The organism is Helcobacillus massiliensis (assembly GCF_033106145.1).
Taxonomy (GTDB): Bacteria; Actinomycetota; Actinomycetes; order Actinomycetales; family Dermabacteraceae; genus Helcobacillus; species Helcobacillus massiliensis.
In genome coordinates this window covers 1003051-1019187 of record NZ_CP136959.1, presented here as the reverse complement: position 1 = coordinate 1019187, position 16137 = coordinate 1003051, and the positions used below count along the sequence as shown (strand labels likewise).

Here is a 16137-nt window from a genome sequence, read left to right as displayed (position 1 = left end):
CCTGCCCGATTCCGCTCGTCTCGAGGTTCCCGTTGAGCACTGCCCCCTCCACCGCCGCGCCGTCGGTGCGCCGCCCCAGCCGGGCCGCGCGCCTGCGGCGGGCCCTGCCGCCCTGGCTGCTGCTGGCGCCCGCCCTGATCACCCTCGGCGTGCTGCTGCTGTGGCCGATGATCCGCGTGGCGGACCTGTCCCTGCAGAAGTTCCGGCTGCGCCACCTCCTGCGCGGCGAACGCGAGTACATCGGTCTGGAGAACTACCAGAAGATCCTCACCGACGATCACCTGTGGCTGACGGTTCTGCCGAACACCATCGGCTTCGCCGCCGTGTGCGTCGCCGCCACCATGCTGGTGGGAACGGTGGTGGCTCTGTTCCTCAACACCCTGTCCACGCCGTGGCGCATCATCTGCACCACCGCGATCATGGTGGCGTGGGCGGTGCCGGCGCTGACCGGCACGTACATCTTCGTGTGGCTGTTCGATCCCCATTCCGGGTTCGTCGCCGGTGTGCTGGAGTGGCTCGGTCTGCTGGAGGCGGACACCGTCAACTGGTGGAACAACCGGTGGGCGTTCTACGGCATCGCCGCTCTCAACGTGGTCTACCACGGGTTCCCGTTCATCGCGGTGACGATCCTCGCCGGCCTGATGACGGTCCCGAAGGAGCTGTACGAAGCGGCCCGCGTGGACGGCGCCGGCGCGTGGCGGCGCTTCGCCTCCGTCACGGTGCCGACCATGCGGCCCATCTTCGCCGTGTGCCTCATCCTCTCCACCATCTGGGACTTCAAAGTGTTCACCCAGATCTACCTCATGCCCGGCGGTGACGGCTCGAACCGATCCGTCATGAACCTCGGCGTCTGGTCCTACACCGAAGCCGCCGGGCAGGGCCACTACGGCATGGGCGCCGCCATCGCCGTGCTCCTGACCGCCCTTCTGCTCGTCATCTCCGTGGTGTACCTGCGGACTCTTCTGAAGGAGGACGACCTGTGAGAGGCCCCTCCCCCGCACGCCGCATCCTCACCGGGTTCGGCATCGCCGTGGTGCTGATCTACGCCCTGTTCCCGTTCTACTGGATGCTCAGCACCGCCGTGGACCCCCATGCGGACGCCCGCGGCGCCGGCCTGCTGCCATCCGGGTTCACCCTCGACCACTTCCATCGCGTGCTGGTGGAAGCGGACTTCCTGCAGTACGTGAAGGTGAGCCTGCTGGTGGCGCTCGGCACCGTCGTCGCCTCCGGCGCCATCGCCCTGCTCGCGGCGGTGGCGGTGGCGCGCTTCCGGTTCCGGTTCCGCTCCGTGGTGCTGATCATGGTGCTGGTGGTGCAGATGGTGCCGCTCGAAGCGCTCGTGATCCCCCTCTTCCTGCAGGCGAAGTCGCTGAACATGCTGAACTCCCTGCTCGGGCTGGTGATCGTGTACCTGGCGTTCTCACTGCCGTTCGCGATCTGGAACCTGCGCGGCTTCGTCGCTGCTGTCCCCAAGGAGCTGGAGGAGGCGGCCTACGTGGACGGCGCGTCCTGGTGGCGCATGTTCCGCTCCGTCCTGCTGCCACTGGTGGCGCCCGGCCTCGTCGCGACCTCAGTGTTCAGCTTCATCACCGCGTGGAACGAGTTCATCTTCGCCCTGACGTTCATGACGGACTCCTCGAAGTACCCCGTCGGCGTGGGACTGCGGACCTTCTTCACCACCAACACCGCGGAATGGGGCGCTGTCATGGCGGCCTCCACGATCATCGCCCTGCCGGTGGTGGTCTTCTTCGTCCTCGTCCAGCGCAACCTGGCGTCCGGCCTCACCGCCGGAGCCGTGAAGGGGTGAGCCCGCCATGAGCCCACGCACCGATTGGGACCCTGATGTCCTCGGCGTCCTCCTCGCCCCGATGGAGGGCACTAAACTCAGCGACTTCATGCGCTCAGCCCTCGCCTCCGGCCTCGGCGGCATCACCCTGTTCGCCCCGAACACCCCGACCCTTGGCGCCACGCAGCGCCTGTGCGCGCAGATCCGGGACGCCGGAGCAGACCCCATCATCGCGATCGACGAGGAGGGCGGGCGCGTCACTCGCCTGTTCGGCCACGGTGACGGATTCGGCGGGCCTCCCGGCCGGCCGACGGATACCGCACCTCTGACCCAGGCGGAGACCAGCCGGCATGAGGGCCCGCTGCCCGCGGCTGCCGTCTTCGGCCGCGCCGACGATGAGGACCTCACCGCACGTGCCGGTGCCGCCCTCGGCGCCCTGCTGGCAGAGCTCGGCATCACCATGGACTTCGCGCCCGTCGCCGATGTCGCCACGAACCCGGAGAACCCGGTGATCGGGCACCGCGCGTTCTCCTCCGACCCGGCCGCTGCCCTGCGGCACGCCGCGGCGTTCACCCGCGGTCTGCACTCGGCTGGGGTCGCCGCCTGCGCGAAGCACTTCCCCGGCCACGGCGACGCCGACACCGATTCCCACCTGTCCATGCCGACCATCCGCCTGGACCGCGCCACGGTGCTGAGTGACCACGCCGAGCCGTTCTCTGCGCTCTGGACCGGGGAGATGGACGGCGCCGCCGCCGTCGACGCCGTCATGACCGGCCACCTGGAGGTCCCCGCCCTCGGCGACGGACCTGCCTCCCTCTCCCGCTGGTCCGCAGACCTCCTGGATGAGATCGGCTTCACCGGCGTCATCGTCACCGACGCGCTCGATATGGGGGCCGTCACCCACGCCGCCGGCTTCGGCGACGGCTGCATCCGGGCGCTGGAAGCGGGCGCGCACCTTCTGTGCCTGGGCTCCCCGCTGCAGGCCCGCGAACATGACCTGCTGACGGCGGCGCATGATGCGATCCTGGGCGCCGTCGGCTCCGGCCGCCTCACCCGCGAGCAGCTGCGGGACGCGCACCAACGCGCCGCGCGCTGCCAGCGTGCCCGCCGCGTCACAGCGCCCACCCGCCCCGCCTCGTCCGATCTGGAGCCCCTGGTGGCGCACCTGTGGCAGGTGGGTGATGAGGCACGTGCGGCCGGAGAATCGTCAGTCAGCGCGGCCGATGTCCCCACGGAGCAGCGCAACGAGCGCACCCGACACATCGACACGGTCAGCACCCCGGACGCGGTCGACCTCATCCTCGCCGAGGAGCAGACCTCGGTGGACGCCGTCCGTTCCCAGGCAGCGCAGATCGCCGAACTCGCCGAGATCTGTGTGGACACCATCGTCAGCGGCGGAACGGTGCACTACGTCGGCGCCGGCACGTCCGGGCGCCTCGCCGTGCTCGACGCCGCCGAACTGCTGCCCACATTCAACGCCGACTCCGACGTCTTCGCCGCCCACCTCGCCGGCGGACCCAGCGCGATGTTCCACGCCGTGGAGGGCGCTGAGGACTCCAGCGCCGCCGGCGCCGCCCTGATCGCCGAGCACTGCGGTGGATGCGACACCGTCATCGGACTCGCCGCCTCCGGCCGCACCCCGTTCGTGCGCGGCGCACTCGAAGCGGCCCGTGCCCGCCGCCTTCGCACCGGGCTGATCTCCGCGAACCCGTCGGCCCCGCTGGCGGGCCTCGCGAATGTGGCTGTGCTGCTGCCGACGGGCCCTGAGGCGATCGCCGGCTCCACCCGGATGAAGGCGGGAACGGCACAGAAGATGGCGCTGAACGCGCTCTCGACCGCCACCATGGTGCGGCTGGGAACCACCTACGAGAACCTCATGATCGACGTGCGCGCCACCAACGAGAAGCTGGTGGAGCGCACAGCCCGCATCCTCGCCACCGCCACCGGCATCGACGCCGACGGCGCCCGTGCCGCCCTTCGGGCCTGCGACGGGGAGCTGCGCACCGCCCTCGTCATCCTGCTCGCAGGCGAGGACCCGACGGATCCCGCCGTCCGCGAGTCCGCCCGCGCCGCCCGCGCCGCGGCACCGCCCGACCCGTCCCGTGACGGCGACCCCTCCGGGATCCGCACGGCCGCTGAGGAGCTGCGCCGTGCATGACCAGCACCGGCCGTCGGTGCTGCGACTGATCCGAGACGCCCGTCCCACACTGCCTCCGGCCGTGGACCGGGTGGCGCGACTGCTGCTGGCGGACCCGTCGGCTGCTGCCGCGATGACGATCTCGGAGGTGGCGCGCGAGGCCGGGTCGTCAGAGGCGAGCGCTGTCCGCCTCGCCCGCGAACTGCGCCTGTCCGGCTACCGGGAGCTGCGGTCGATGCTGCGCACCGAGATCGCGTTCAATGAGGGCCGCACCGCATCGTTCGCCGGCGATGCGCAGGCGCAGATGCTGGGGAATGATCTGTCCGCTTCGGACACGCTCGCCGAAACGGTCGCGAAGATCGCGTTCGCCGACGCCCGCGCCGTCCAGGACACGGCCGACCAGCTCGACCTGGACGCCCTGGGCCGGGCTGTCGACACTCTCGCCTCCGCGCAGCGGATCGTGACGTTCGGGGTGGGGGCGTCAGCGTTCGCGGCCCTGGACCTGCAGCAGAAGCTGGCGCGGATCGGCCGCAGCGCCGTCGCGTTCACCGACGTCCATCAGGGGCTGCCGGGCGTGGCGCTGCTCGACGGCGACGATGCCGCCGTGATCGTGTCCCATTCGGGGTTCACGACGGATGCGATCGATGTGCTCGCCGCGGCGAAGCGCGCCGGAGTGCGGACCGTGGGAGTGACGAACGCAGGCCGCTCTCCGCTGTCGGAGGGGGCCGGCGTCGTGCTGCTGACCGCGGCGCAGGAATCGGAGATGCGCTCCGGTGCGACCGCGTCCAGGATCGCTCAGCTGAGCGTGGTGGACATGCTGTTCATCGCGACGGCGCAGCGGGACATCGAATCGGCCCGCAGCGCCCTGTCACGGACGTACCTTGCGATCAGCCGGGGTAGAAGCGCTGGATGACCCCGATGCCGATGATGCTGCCCACCCAGATGAGGGCGACGATCACGGTGAGGATGTTGAGGTTGCGTTCGGCGACGCCGGACGAGCCGGCGCCCGCGGAGATGCCGCCCCCGAACATGTCGGACAGGCCGCCGCCGCGTCCCTTGTGCATGAGCACGAGCAGGATGAGCAGGATGCTGGTGATGGCCAGCACCACGAACAGGGCGATCTTCAGGGTGTCCATGGGCAGCAGGTGACTCTTTCCTCGACGTCGAACAGTCGCATCCAAGACTACGCCGCGCCCGGTGCTGTGTCATGCATCGGGCGCGGCGTGGTCTGCGGGTGAGGCGGGACTCTCAGGCGGCGTTGCCGGCGAGCGCGGCGAACTCGTCGGCCTTCAGGCTCGCGCCGCCCACGAGGGCGCCGTCGATGTCGTCCTTCGCCATGATGTCGGCGACGTTCGAGGACTTCACCGAACCGCCGTACAGGACGCGGACGCGGGAGGCCACGTCATCGCCGTGCAGGTCGCTGAGGAGGCCGCGGATCGCACCGCACACCTCCTGCGCATCCTCCGGGGTGGCGACCTCGCCGGTGCCGATCGCCCACACCGGTTCGTAGGCGATGACCGTGTCGGCGACCTGATCGCCGCTCAGGCCCTCGAGGCCGCCGCGCACCTGGTCGAGGGTGTGCTGCACGTGCGTGCCGGCCTGGCGGACCTCGAGGGGCTCGCCGACGCACAGGATCGGGGTGATGCCGGCGCCGAGGGCGGCCTTCACCTTGGCGTTCGTGATCGCTTCGTCCTCACCGTGGTACTGGCGGCGCTCGGAGTGGCCGATAGCGGCGAAGGTGACGTTCAGGGCCTTCAGCATGGCGGCGGACACCTCACCGGTGTACGCACCGGACTCGTGCTGGGAGATGTCCTGTGCGCCGAGACCGATCGACGACTTCGCGGCGTCCAGGACGGTCTGCACGGTGCGGATGTCCACGAACGGCGGCAGCACAGCGACGTCGACCGCGTCGAAGTCGTGGTCCGTGAGCGCGTCGTTCAGGTCCTCCACGAGGGCCTGCGCCTCGAGGTGGGTCTTGTTCATCTTCCAGTTGCCGGCGATGAGCGGGGTGCGGGTCATATCAGTTCTCCTCCAGAACGGCGATGCCGGGCAGCTGCTTGCCCTCGATCAGTTCGAGGGATGCGCCGCCGCCGGTCGAAATGTGGGAATAGCGGGATTCGTCGAAGCCGAGGTTGCGGATGGCGGATGCGGAGTCGCCGCCGCCGACCACGGTGTACGCGGGCGATTCGGCGAGGGCTTCAGCGACGGCCTTCGTGCCGGCCTGGAACAGGTCGAACTCGAACACGCCCATCGGGCCGTTCCAGAACACGGTGCCGGCGTCCTTGAGGGCGTCGCCGAACTGCTTCGCGGAGTCGGGACCGATGTCCAGGCCCTCCTGGTCCTCGGGCATGGAGTCGGAGCCGACGGTGGTGGCGGGGCCGTCGGGCCCGAACGCGGGGGCGACCACGTTGTCCACCGGCAGCAGGATCTCCACGCCGTTCTTCTGGGCGCGCTCCATGTAGCCCTTCACCGTGTCGACCTGCTCCTCCTCGAGCAGGGAGTTGCCGACCTCGTGGCCGAGCGCCTTCTGGAAGGTGTAGGACATGCCGCCGCCGATGATGATGGTGTCGGCGCGGTCCAGCAGGTTCTCGATGACGCCGAGCTTGTCGGACACCTTCGCGCCGCCGAGGATCACGACGAACGGGCGCTTCGGGTCGTCGGTGACGCGGCGCAGCGACTCCACTTCCTTCTGCACCAGCAGTCCCGCCGCTGCCGGCAGCAGCTGCGCAACGTCGTACACGGACGCCTGCTTGCGGTGGACGACGCCGAACCCGTCGGACACGAAGACGTCGGCGAGGTCGGCGAGGCGGCGGGCGAACTCCTGCCGCTCGGCCTCGTCCTTGCTGGTCTCGCCCGCGTTGAAGCGGACGTTCTCCAGCACGGCGACGTCGCCGTCACCGAGGGAGTCGACCACGGAGCGGGCGCTGTCGCCGACGGTGTCCTCAGCAAACGCGACGTCCGCACCGAGGAGTTCGGACAGGCGATCGACGACGGGCTTCAGGGTGAAGGCGGGGTCCGCTTCGCCCTTGGGCCGCCCGAGGTGGGCCACCAGAATGACGCGAGCGCCCTTGTCACGCAGGGCGGTGACGGTGGGCAGGCAGGCCCGGATGCGGCCGTCATCGGTGATGCGGTCGCCGTCCAGGGGAACGTTGAGGTCGGCGCGGACGAGGACGCGCTTGCCGGCGAGGTCGCCGAGGGAGTCGATGGTCTTCAGCACGAGTATTCCTTGTGGTGGTGCGGGCGGTGAATGCAACGGCCCGTGCGCCCGATTCCTGCCGGAATGAGACGCACGGGCCGGTTGTCAGTGGGGTCGGATCAGAGCTTGGCGCCGACGATCTCGACCAGGTCGACGAGGCGGTTGGAGAAGCCGGCCTCGTTGTCGTACCAGGTCACGACCTTGACCTGGTTGCCGATGACCTTCGTGCTGAGCGCATCGAAGATCGAGGAGTGCGGGTCGCCGACGATGTCGGAGGACACGATCGGATCCTCGGTGTAGTCGAGGACGCCCTTGAGGTCACCCTCCGCGGCCTTCTTGACCGCAGCGTTGATCTCCTCGACGGTGACCTCGCGCGAGGCCTCGAAGGTGAGGTCCACAACGGAGCCGGTCGGGACCGGGACGCGGACGGCGTAGCCGTCGAACTTGCCCTTGAGCTCCGGCAGGACGAGCGCCACAGCAGCGGCGGCGCCGGTCTTGGTCGGGATCATGTTGAGGGCGGCGGCGCGGGCACGGCGCAGGTCCTTGTGCGGGGCGTCCAGCAGGCGCTGATCCGAGGTGTAGGCGTGGATGGTGGTCATCAGGCCCTTTTCGATGCCGAACTCGTCGTTCAGCACCTTCGCCAGGGGAGCCAGGCAGTTGGTGGTGCAGGACGCGTTGGAGATGATGTGGTGGTTCTCCGGGTCGTAGTCCTTGTCGTTGACGCCGACCACGAAGGTGGCGTCCTCGCCCTTGGCGGGAGCGGACACGATGACCTTCTTCGCACCGGCCTCGATGTGTGCGCGGGCGTCCTCCGCCTTGGTGAACAGACCGGTGGACTCCAGCACGATGTCAGCACCGACCTCGGCCCACGGGATGTTCTTCGGGTCCTTCTCAGCGAACACCTTGAAGGTGTCGCCGTTGACGGTCATGGTGTCGTCGGTGTGGGAGACCTCGCCCTGGAAGCGCCCCATGACCGAGTCGTACTTGAAGAGATGGGCGAGCGTCGTGTTGTCCGTGAGGTCGTTGACACCGACGATGTCGACGTCAGCGCCGTGTGCGATGACTGCTCGCAGGAAGCCGCGTCCGATGCGTCCGAAGCCGTTGATTCCAACCTTGATGGTCACGTTTCCTCCTAGGTAGTCGCAGTGGTGCTGCGAAGAAGTGGAGTGGCACGCACGCCGTTGTACGCATTGACGTCCCAGATGAGGGATTGACCTCACCCTACCAAGTGTGACCTGCGCAGTTCTGCAGGAATCAACCCATGAGAAGGCCCGGTTCGGTCAGTGGCCCGTTCCGTTCAACATTTCAGGACTTAGGTGTGCATCCGTCGGCTCAACCCCCAGCTCAGCGGCCCTTCTGTCCGCCAGGGCGAGCAGCCGACGGATCCTTCCCGCAACCGCGTCCTTCGTCATCGGCGGGTCCGACAGCCGCCCGAGTTCCTCCAGGCTGGCCTGGCGGTGCTGCAGGCGCAGCGCGCCCGCGGCGAGGAGGTGGTCGGGAGCCTGGCCCTCCAGGATCTCCAGGGCCCGCTGCACGCGCGCGCTCGCTGCGACGGCGGCGCGGGCGGAGCGCCGCAGGTTTGCGTCGTCGAAGTTCGCGAGGCGGTTCGCGGCTGCGCGCTCCTCCCGGTGCACCCGCTTGCGGTCCCATTCCTTCACCACCTGTTCCGCCCCCATGGCGCGCAGCAGCTGGGAGATCGCTTCCCCGTCCCGCAGCACGACGCGATCGGCGCCGCGCACTTCGCGGGACTTCGCAGCCACCCCGAGCCGGCGGGCGGCGCCCACCATGGCGAGGGCGGCTTCGCTGCCGGGGCAGGCGAGTTCGAGGGCGGCGCCGCGTCCGGGTTCACTCAGCGCTCCCTGGGCGAGGAACGCACCGCGCCACGCGGCAGCCGCGTCGGCCCCCGAGCCGCCGACCACCGTGGGCGGCAGGCCCCGCACGGGCCGGCCGCGGGAGTCGAGGATGCCGGTCTGCTTGGCGAACACGGCCCCGTCACCGGCGAACCGCACCTGGTGGCGGGCGGAGCGCCGGATCCCGGAGGGCTGCACGATGGTGACGGTGGACGCCAAGCCGTACTGGTCGAAGACGAGGGCCTGCAGGCGGCGGGCCGTGCGCTCGGAGTCGAGGTCCGCTTCGATGACGACGCGGCCGCCCTCCATGTGGAGCCCGCCGGCGAACCGCAGCATGGCCGCGATCTCGGCCTTCTTCGCGCTGGAGCGGGTGACGGCGACACCGGCCAGTTCACGGCGGACATCGGGGGTCAGTGCCATCTCAGTCCTCCCTTACGTCGGCGATCACGCCGTCGAACACATCGCGGTAGGCGGCGGCGAGCCGCACGGGGTCATGCACCGGAATGCCCCGGCCCACGCTCACCTGGCGCAGGATCGAGGAGATGCCGTGCTGCTGGGCGAACTCCACCAGCTCCAGGGAGTCGTCCAGCATGGTCGGGTCGGCGACGATCGCATCGATGCCGAGGTCCGGTGCGGTGTCCATCAGCACCTGCAGGTGGTCGGTGCTGGTCATGCCTTCGGTCTCCGTGGGGTCGGAGGTGAGGTTCATGGTGATCAGCCGCTTCGCCTTCGAGGAGCGGATCGCCTCCACGATCTCGGGGATCAGCAGGTGCGGCAGCACGGAGGAGAACCAGGAGCCGGGGCCGAGGATGATCCAGTCGGCCTGCGCGATCGCCTCCAGCACTTCGGTGGGCACCTCGGGGGCCGACGGGATCAGGCGCAGCTCATCCACATGCCCTTCCAGGGACGCCACCTCGGCCTGGCCGCGCACCATGCGGCTGGTGCCGGTGCGGTCCGTCACCGTCGCTTCGATGTCCAGCGGTTCCAGAGCCATCGGCAGTACCCGGCCCCGCACCCCGAGGAGCGCGCCGACGTGGTCCAGCGCCTGGATGGGGTCGCCGAACATCTGCCAGAGGGCGGCGATCAGGAGGTTGCCGAGGGCGTGGCCGTTCAGTTCGCCGTCGGACTCGAAGCGGTGCTGGACGACGTCCCGCCACACGATCCCCCAGTCGGAGTCCTCGCACAGGGCGGACAGCGCCATGCGGAGGTCGCCTGGCGGCAGGATCGGCAGCTCCTTGCGGATGCGGCCGGAGGAGCCGCCGTTGTCGGCGACGGTGACGACAGCGGTGATGTCATGGGCGACGTGCCGCAGGGCCCGCAGGTTCGCGGCGAGGCCGTGGCCGCCGCCGAGGGCGACCACGCGGGTCTCCCCTTCGACCATGCGGCTGCGCGGCTTGGAGTGCTCGAGGATCAGGCTGGTCTGCCGGCGCTGGTTCTGGTGGGTCACTCGCGCCCCAGATCCCGGTGGCGGACCCGCACGGAATGGCCCAGTCGCCGCAGCTGCGCCGCGACCTCCTCGCTGACGGCGACGCTGCGGTGCTTCCCGCCGGTGCAGCCGATCGCAACGGTGGCGAACTGCTTGTTCTCCTCGCTGTATCCGCGCAGCACCGGCAGCAGGGCGTCCACGTACTTGTCGACGAACTCCCGCGCGTTCGGGGCGTTCAGCACGAAGTCGGACACCTCCTTGTCGACACCGCGCTTCTCCCGCAGCTCCGGCACCCAGTACGGGTTCGGCAGGAAGCGCACATCGGCCATCTGGTCCGCTTCGATGGGCACGCCGTACTTGAAGCCGAAGCTCAGCAGGTTCACGGTGACGGTGCGGTCCTCGTTCGTGCCGAACGTCTCCCGCATGCGGATCGCCAGCTGGTGCACGTTGAGGTTCGAGGTGTCGATGACCACGTCCGCCATGCGGCGCAGCGGCTCCAGCTGGTCCGCTTCGCGGCGCAGCCCTTCGATGACGCCCTCTTCGCCCTGCAGCGGGTGGGGCCGACGAACGGAGTCGAAGCGGCGCACCAGGACGTCCTCACTGGCGTCGAGGAAGACGAGGCGCACATCCAGCTCCTGCTTCTTCAGCTGCCGGATGATCTCCGGCAGCTCACCGAAGAACGGTCCTGAGCGGGGATCGGTGACGACCGCGAACCGGGTGTCGCGGCCGGAGGTGGACGCCTGCAGGTCATACAGGCGGCGGATCAGCTGCGGCGCGATGTTGTAGACGACGTACCAGCCGATGTCCTCCAGGGCATGGGCGGCGGTCTCACGGCCGGCGCCGGCGATGCCGGTGATGATGATGATCTCCGGTGCTTCGGCTTCCGGCGGGGACGCTGGCGTCGGGGTCACGGGCGCTCCTTCACGTGAGGGATGGATGTCCTGATGGTACCGGCTCCATCACTCGAGGATCTCACCGGTGGTCATGTTCACGGCCGGTCCGGGCTGATCCGCGGCGAGGGTCGCCATGATGGTCTGGGCGAGGGTGCGGCCGATCCCCTTCACCTGCGCCAGCTCGTCCTCCCCCGCCTTGCGGATGCGGTCCACAGTCACGAAGTGCTCCAGCAGCGCCCGCTTCCGCGCCGGGCCGAGCCCCGGCACGGCGTCCAGAGCGCTCTCCTGCACGGAGCGGCCCCGTTTGGAGCGGTGGTAGGAGATCGCGAACCGGTGGGCTTCGTCGCGAAGCCGCTGGATGAGGAACAGCGCTTCGGAGGTGCGCGGCAGGATGAGGGGATAGTCCTCGTCCGGCAGCCACAGCTCCTCGAGCCGCTTGGCGATGCCGACCAGTGCGATGTCGGTGATGCCGAGCTCATCGAACGCGCGCTGCGCGGCCGCGACCTGCGGCTGGCCGCCGTCGACCACGATCAGCTGCGGCGGGTACGCGAACCGCGCCTTCTCGCCGGTCTCGGGATCCGTCGGCAGCTCCCCGCTGGCCCTCTGCTCCTTCACCTTCAGGTGGTGCTTGAGCCGGCGGGTCATGACGTCGTGCATGGAGGCGGTGTCGTCGCGGGCGGCGTCACCGGTCACGGAGAAGCGGCGGTACTCGCTCTTGCGCGGCAGCCCGTCCTCGAACACCACCATGGAGCCGACCACATTGGTGCCCTGTGAATGGGAGATGTCGAAGCATTCGATGCGCAGCGGCGCATCCTGCATCTCCAGTGCCTCCCCCAGATCCTCCAGGGCCTTCGAGCGGGAGGTGAGATCACCGGAGCGCTTCAGCTTCCCGAGCCGCAGCGCCTCCACCGCGTTGGCGGTCACCGTCTCCAGCAGGTCCTTCTTCTCGCCCCGCACGGGGATGCGGATCGAGGTGGTGCGTCGGCCGGTCAGGTCGCGGATCGCATCGGGATCCGTCGGCTGGTGGCTGACGAGGATCTCCTGAGGCGCCCGCGTATCCGTCCCCTCATACAGGGCGGCCAGCGCCCGCTCCATGATGTCACCGGGGGTGGAGTCGTCCAGCAGTTCCGCCACCCAGCCGCGCTGACCTCGGATGCGGCCGCCGCGCACGTGGAACACCTGCACCGACACTTCCAGGTCGTCGAACGCGAGCGCCACCAGGTCCGCGTCGGTCGCCTCCGACAGCACCACCGAGTTCTTCGACATCACGGTGTCCAGCGCCTGAATGTCGTCGCGGAACCGCGCCGCCGATTCGTAGTCCATTTCGGCGGCGGCGTTCGCCATGCGGCTCTTCAGATCGGCGACCCACTTGCCGGTGTTGCCGTCCATGAAGTCGACGAACCCGTCGGCCAGCTGCCGGTGCCTCTCCTCGCTGACCCTCCCGATGCAGGGCGCGGAGCATTTGTCGATGAAGCCGAGCAGGCACGGCCTGCCCGACCGCTCAGCCCGCCGGTACACGCCCGGGGAGCAGGTGCGGATCGGGAACACCCGCAGCAGCAGGTCGAGGGTTTCGCGGATCGCCCACACGTGCGCGTACGGCCCGAACGACCGGTCGCTCTTCGAGCGCTCCCGGCGGGTGATCAGCGCCCGCGGCACCTTCTCCCCCATCGTCACCACGAGGAACGGGTAGGACTTGTCATCGCGGAACTTCACGTTGAACCGCGGCTCGAACTCCTTGATCCACGTGTACTCCAGCGTCAGCGCCTCCACATCGGAGGACACCACGGTCCACTGCACACTGGATGCCGTGGTCACCATCCGCTGGGTGCGGGGGTGCAGACCCGCCAGATCCTGGAAGTAGGAGGAGAGGCGCTGGCGGAGGTTCTTCGCCTTGCCGACGTACACGACCCGGCCGTCCGGGTCGGAGAACCGGTACACCCCGGGATCCGTCGGGATCGACCCCCGGGCGGGACGGTAGCTCGACGGATCCGTCACGGAAGCATCTCCTTCAGGAACTGCCCCGTGAACGAATCCGGGTTCTCGGCGACCTCCTCCGGTGTTCCTTCGGCGATGACCTGACCGCCGCCGCTGCCGCCCTCGGGGCCGAGGTCGATGAGGTGGTCGGCGCTCTTGATGACGTCGAGGTTGTGCTCGATGACGATGACCGTGTTGCCCTTGTCCACCAGGCCCTGCAGCACCTTCAGCAGCTTGTTGACGTCCTCGAAGTGCAGGCCCGTGGTCGGTTCGTCCAGCACGTAGATGCTGCGGCCGTTGGAGCGCTTGTGCAGCTCGGAGGCGAGCTTCACGCGCTGCGCTTCACCACCGGACAGGGTGGTGGCCGCCTGCCCGAGGCGGACGTAGCCGAGGCCGACGTCCACGAGGGTCTGCAGCTGGCGGCGGATCGCGGGGACGGCGTCGAAGAACTCGACGCCCTCCTCGATCGGCATGTTCAGCACCTCGGAGACGTTCTTGCCCTTGAAGTGGACTTCCAGGGTTTCGCGGTTGTAGCGGGCGCCCTTGCAGACTTCGCAGGTGACGTAGACGTCCGGCAGGAAGTTCATCTCGATCTTGATGGTGCCGTCACCGGAGCAGTTCTCGCAGCGGCCGCCCTTCACGTTGAACGAGAACCGGCCCGCCTTGTAGCCGCGCACCTTCGCCTCCTGGGTCTGCGCGAACAGGGTGCGGATGCGGTCCCACACGCCCGTGTACGTGGCGGGGTTGGAGCGGGGAGTGCGGCCGATCGGCGACTGGTCCACATGCACCACCTTGTCGAGGTGCTGCAGTCCCGTCACTCGGGTGTGCCGGCCGGGGACCACGCGTGCCCGGTTCAGGTGCTTGGCGAGCACCTTGTACAGGATGTCGTTGACGAGGGTGGACTTGCCGGACCCGGACACGCCGGTGACGGCGGTGAGAGTGCCGAGCGGGAACGACACGTCCATGCCCTTGAGGTTGTTCTCCCGCGGGTTGACCACGGTGAGCCGACGGGTCCGGTCGATGGGCCGGCGCACCGGCGGCACCGGGATCTCCCGCTTGCCGGCGAGGTACTGGCCGGTCAGCGACTCGGGGTTCCGCTTCATGGCGGCGAGGCTGCCGGAGTGGACGATGTGGCCGCCGTACTCGCCGGCGAGCGGTCCGATGTCGACGATCCAGTCGGCGGCCTTGAGGGTGTCCTCGTCGTGCTCCACGACGATCAGGGTGTTGCCGAGGTCCCGCAGCCGCGTCAGGGTCGCGATGAGGCGGTTGTTGTCCCGCTGGTGCAGACCGATCGAGGGTTCATCGAGCACGTACAGCACTCCGACAAGCCCGGATCCGATCTGGGTGGCGAGGCGGATGCGCTGCGCCTCGCCGCCGGAAAGGGTGCCGGCGCTGCGCGACAGGTTCAGATAGGTCAGACCGACGTCGATGAGGAAGCCGAGACGGGCGTGGACTTCGCGCAGGACTTCGTCGGCGATGGCGAGTTCGCGGTCGGTGAAGCTGAGCTCGTCGAGGAACGCCTTCGCCTCATCGATCGGCAGCTCGGACAGCTCCGCGATCGACTTCCCGCCGATCCGCACGGCGAGCACTTCGGGGCGCAGCCGCGCACCCTTGCAGACGGGGCAGGGCGAGGTGCGCATGAACTGTTCGTAGCGTTCGCGCGCCCAATTCGATTCGGTGTCCTCGTGCCGACGGTGCAGGAAGTGCATCACGCCTTCGAAGCCGGTGGAGTAGCGGCGCTCGCGGCCGAACCGGTTCTTGTAGCGGACGTGCACGGAGAAGTTGTGCCCGTTCATCAGCGCGTCCTGCACCTCGGCAGGCAGGTCCCGGTACGGGGTGTCCATGGAGAACTTCATCTCCTCGGACAGGGCCGTCATGATCTGCTGATGGTGGTCGGCGGAACCAAGGGTCCACGGGGCGATCGCGCCGTCCTTGAGCGAGAGGGCGTCGTCGGGAATGACGAGCTCGGGGTCCACCACGAGCCGGGAGCCGATGCCGTCGCATTCCGGGCAGGCGCCGTAGGGGGCGTTGAAGGAGAAGGACCGCGGTTCGATCTCTTCGAGTTCGAGCTTGTGCTCGTTGGGGCAGGAGCGGTGCTCGGAGAAGCGGCGGGTGCGGTCGGGGTCGTCCTCGGCACGGTCGACGAAGTCGACGATGAGGGTGCCGCCGGACAGGCGCAGCGCGGTCTCCACGGAGTCGGTGAGGCGGGTCCGGGCGTCGGGTTTGACGGCGAGGCGGTCCACCACCACGTCGATGGTGTGCTTCTTCGTCTTCGCGAGGCTGATCTCGCTGTTCAAGCGCATGGTGTCGCCGTCGATGCGGGCACGGGAGAAGCCCTGGGACTGCAGGGAGCTCAGCAGGTCCGCATGTTCGCCCTTGCGGCCCTTCACCACGGGTGCCAGCAGCTGGAAGCGAGTGCCGTCCTCGAGGTCGAGCAGCGCGTCGACCATCTGTTCGGCGCTCTGCGATTCGATGGGGGCGTCGCAGACGGGGCAGTGCTGGGTGCCGATGCGGGCGAACAGCAGGCGCAGGTAGTCGTAGATCTCCGTGATCGTTCCGACGGTGGAGCGCGGGTTTCGGTTGGTGGACTTCTGGTCGATGGAGACGGCTGGTGAGAGGCCCTCGATGAAGTCGACGCGCGGCTTCTCCATCTGCCCGAGGAACTGGCGGGCGTAGGAGGAGAGGGATTCGACGTAGCGGCGCTGCCCTTCGGCGAAGATGGTGTCGAACGCCAGGGACGACTTGCCGGAGCCGGACAGGCCGGAGAACACCACCAGCTTGTTGCGGGGGATCTCGAGGTCGACGTTCTTCAGGTTGTGTTCGCGCGCTCCGCGAACGATCAGCTCTTCACTCACCGAGCCATCGTATCGCCCGG

At 68.9% G+C, this 16137-nt stretch carries 13 protein-coding genes; 4 read left to right on the top strand and 9 right to left on the bottom strand.

Features of this window, described 5'->3' with window-relative positions:
- Window positions 1–32: 32 nt before the first annotated feature.
- Genes R3I40_RS04715 through R3I40_RS04700 form a run of 4 tightly spaced genes read left to right on the top strand, consistent with a single transcriptional unit; the run spans window position 33 to window position 4836 of the window.
- Window positions 33–983 carry a carbohydrate ABC transporter permease gene (locus tag R3I40_RS04715; RefSeq protein ID WP_239375381.1) on the top strand — a complete coding sequence of 317 codons (951 nt, stop codon included), beginning with the start codon at window positions 33–35 and terminating at the stop codon, window positions 981–983.
- On the top strand, window positions 980–1807 hold the full coding sequence (locus R3I40_RS04710; RefSeq protein ID WP_239375384.1) for a carbohydrate ABC transporter permease: 828 nt from the start codon (window positions 980–982) through the stop codon (window positions 1805–1807). The genes R3I40_RS04715 and R3I40_RS04710 overlap by 4 nt, the downstream gene beginning before the upstream one ends.
- Before the next feature lie 7 nt (window positions 1808–1814).
- Complete coding sequence (locus R3I40_RS04705) at window positions 1815–3944, top strand: N-acetylmuramic acid 6-phosphate etherase (protein ID WP_285261583.1); 2130 nt, start codon at window positions 1815–1817, stop codon at window positions 3942–3944.
- Window positions 3937–4836 (top strand): MurR/RpiR family transcriptional regulator, encoded by a 900-nt coding sequence (locus tag R3I40_RS04700; RefSeq protein WP_239375389.1) that lies wholly within the window; start codon window positions 3937–3939, stop codon window positions 4834–4836. The genes R3I40_RS04705 and R3I40_RS04700 overlap by 8 nt, the downstream gene beginning before the upstream one ends.
- On the opposite strand, the gene secG is transcribed toward R3I40_RS04700, so the two are convergent.
- The 9 genes from secG to uvrA all read right to left on the bottom strand — a co-directional run bounded on the left by secG (window position 4811) and on the right by uvrA (window position 16117).
- Window positions 4811–5059 carry a preprotein translocase subunit SecG gene (gene secG / locus R3I40_RS04695; RefSeq protein ID WP_183374355.1) on the bottom strand — a complete coding sequence of 83 codons (249 nt, stop codon included), beginning with the start codon at window positions 5057–5059 and terminating at the stop codon, window positions 4811–4813. The two genes, R3I40_RS04700 and secG, sit on opposite strands and share 26 nt — an antisense overlap.
- 112 nt (window positions 5060–5171) lie before the next feature.
- Window positions 5172–5942 carry a triose-phosphate isomerase gene (gene tpiA / locus R3I40_RS04690; RefSeq protein ID WP_183374353.1) on the bottom strand — a complete coding sequence of 257 codons (771 nt, stop codon included), beginning with the start codon at window positions 5940–5942 and terminating at the stop codon, window positions 5172–5174.
- A 1-nt stretch (window position 5943) separates the two neighbouring features.
- Entirely contained in the window at window positions 5944–7140 is a 1197-nt protein-coding gene (locus R3I40_RS04685; protein WP_431834781.1) for a phosphoglycerate kinase, read from the bottom strand.
- 98 nt (window positions 7141–7238) lie between these two features.
- On the bottom strand, window positions 7239–8243 hold the full coding sequence (gene gap / locus R3I40_RS04680; RefSeq protein ID WP_239375394.1) for a type I glyceraldehyde-3-phosphate dehydrogenase: 1005 nt from the start codon (window positions 8241–8243) through the stop codon (window positions 7239–7241).
- A 156-nt stretch (window positions 8244–8399) separates the two neighbouring features.
- Window positions 8400–9389 (bottom strand): DNA-binding protein WhiA, encoded by a 990-nt coding sequence (whiA, locus tag R3I40_RS04675; RefSeq protein ID WP_183374349.1) that lies wholly within the window; start codon window positions 9387–9389, stop codon window positions 8400–8402.
- 1 nt (window position 9390) lies between these two features.
- Window positions 9391–10416 (bottom strand): gluconeogenesis factor YvcK family protein, encoded by a 1026-nt coding sequence (locus tag R3I40_RS04670; protein ID WP_431834780.1) that lies wholly within the window; start codon window positions 10414–10416, stop codon window positions 9391–9393.
- The gene (rapZ, locus tag R3I40_RS04665; RefSeq protein WP_285261582.1) at window positions 10413–11306 is read right to left on the bottom strand and encodes an RNase adapter RapZ; all 894 of its coding nucleotides are present in this window, start codon (window positions 11304–11306) and stop codon (window positions 10413–10415) included. The genes R3I40_RS04670 and rapZ overlap by 4 nt, the downstream gene beginning before the upstream one ends.
- A 48-nt stretch (window positions 11307–11354) precedes the next feature.
- Complete coding sequence (uvrC, locus tag R3I40_RS04660; protein ID WP_285261581.1) at window positions 11355–13283, bottom strand: excinuclease ABC subunit UvrC; 1929 nt, start codon at window positions 13281–13283, stop codon at window positions 11355–11357.
- Window positions 13280–16117: an excinuclease ABC subunit UvrA gene (gene uvrA / locus R3I40_RS04655; RefSeq protein WP_285261580.1), complete on the bottom strand. Its 2838-nt coding sequence runs from the start codon at window positions 16115–16117 to the stop codon at window positions 13280–13282. The genes uvrC and uvrA overlap by 4 nt, the downstream gene beginning before the upstream one ends.
- Window positions 16118–16137: the final 20 nt, after the last annotated feature.

Coding starts and splice junctions, on each gene's coding strand:
- whiA (WP_183374349.1), bottom strand. CDS start 9,389: ATGGCACTGACCCCCGATGTCCGCCGTGAACTGGCCGGTGTCGCCGTC.
- secG (WP_183374355.1), bottom strand. CDS start 5,059: ATGGACACCCTGAAGATCGCCCTGTTCGTGGTGCTGGCCATCACCAGC.
- tpiA (WP_183374353.1), bottom strand. CDS start 5,942: ATGACCCGCACCCCGCTCATCGCCGGCAACTGGAAGATGAACAAGACC.
- R3I40_RS04705 (WP_285261583.1), top strand. CDS start 1,815: ATGAGCCCACGCACCGATTGGGACCCTGATGTCCTCGGCGTCCTCCTC.